Genomic DNA, 1,773 nt, shown 5'->3' on the forward strand with positions numbered 1-1,773 from the left:
GGGCGGCGGCACCACCTCGGGAACCGCCTGGCTGACCCACAACAAGACCAGTTTTGCAATAACATCGTATCAAAGTGGTCGCCTGCTGCTCGTTGGAACGATGCCTGACGGCACAATTTCCGTTCACCAGCAGGCATTCGGCCGCGCCATGGGGATTTGCTGGGACCGCGACGGCTTGTGGCTCGCGTCCCGGGTCCAGCTTTGGCGGCTTGAGAACATCCTGCCTGAAGGAATGGTTGCCCAAGACAGGTTCGATCTCACTCTGATGCCGCGCAGGACTCACATCACGGGCGACATCGACATCCACGAGCTTGGCGTCGATGCCGCGGGCCGTCCGGTGTTCGTCAACACGAGTTATTCCTGTCTCGGGACGCTTGATCCGGTCGAAAGCTTCCGGCCGATCTGGAAGCCCAGCTTCATTTCCGAGCTGGCTCCCGAAGATCGGTGCCACCTGAACGGCCTTGGGATGGTCGACGGACGGCCGAAATATGTGACGGCCGTCAGTCAGACCAATGTCCCGAGTGGTTGGCACGGACGTCCGCTTCCGAAGGGTGTCATCATCGACGTCGAAACGGACGAGGTTGTAACCGACCAGCTTTCGATGCCGCATTCTCCCCGCCTGGCTGCGGATGGCAATCTATACGCCGTCGACAGCGGACGCGGTTGGCTCGTCGAAGTCGACCAGGAAACGGGGAACGTCAGGGATGTGGCGTTCTGCCCAGGATTCCTTCGCGGGCTGGCGCTTATTAACGGCTACGCGCTCGTAACGATTTCAAAGCCGCGTTACGGCAGGTTCGAACAAATGCCGATCTCCGAGGAACTGACGAAGCGGAATCTCGATCCGATTTGCGGCGTGATGGTGATCGACCTGGCACAGGGCGAAATCGCCGAATGGCTGAGGTTGGAGGGGGACGTGCAAGAGCTGTTCGCGGTCGAGCTCATGCCGGGGATCACTTGCCCGATGGCGATCGGTCCCCAGGCCGACGAATTCCTTGAAACGGTCACCTTCAATGCGGAGATCAAGCCGCTCGAGGCCCAGGGCTAAGCATCTCCCTTTCTCTCTTGCCCGCGAGTTTGGCGGCAGTCTCTGCAAGTTTTCAATGGCTTAGCAGTGCGCGGTCATGTGGCATTAATGTTACAGACACTGCCGGAAACGCGGACGGGTCGGCGAAAATGGTTTTTTTCCCCACATTCATCCTCCACTAACCCGACGGTATTCACGTCCATACTTGGGGGACCGACCAGCCATGCGCTCACTTACCCGTCTGATGCTTTCTTCCGTGTCGTTTGCCGCGATCGCGCTCGCGGCGACGCCAGCGCAGGCGCAAACCCCCGCCCCGGTGCTTCCTGAGCGGGATCCGTGCCAGGCCCCGTCCGGCCAGGTCGACGCGGCGCTGTGCCCGGACCCCGATACTCCGGCCGGCGAAGCGGTGCAGCAGGGCGCGGACGTCACAAGCGCAAGCGGTAAAGAAGGCGACATCGTCGTCGTCGGTTCGCGCATCCGCCGCAATCGGTTCAACACGGCCGATCCGGTGACAATCATTACCCGCGACGAGCAGATCGACTCCGGTTTCAACTCGACCGCTGAAGTGCTGCAGAGCGTCGGCGTCACTGGCGGCACGCCGCAGATCAACGACAGTTTCGGCGGTCTCGTCGTCGAGGGCGGCCCGGGCGTCAACACGCTGTCCCTGCGCGGCCTCGGCCCGACCCGGACCCTGGTTCTGTTGAACGGCCGGCGCATTGCTCCGGCCGGCACCCGCGGTCAGGTTGGCG

General features: G+C 62.2%; 2 protein-coding genes. Both read left to right on the forward strand.

Going from position 1 to position 1,773, the window contains the following annotated elements:
• Positions 1-1,045: TIGR03032 family protein (locus tag RMO25_RS12585; protein WP_309662947.1), on the forward strand; the 1,045-nt coding region annotated here is incomplete at its 5' end.
• 223 nt (positions 1,046-1,268) lie between these two features.
• The coding region (locus RMO25_RS12590; protein WP_309662948.1) for a TonB-dependent receptor plug domain-containing protein at positions 1,269-1,773 on the forward strand (505 nt) is incomplete at its 3' end.

Source organism: Sphingomonas sp. (assembly GCF_031361285.1).
In the GTDB taxonomy this organism is placed as follows: domain Bacteria; phylum Pseudomonadota; class Alphaproteobacteria; order Sphingomonadales; family Sphingomonadaceae; genus Sphingomicrobium.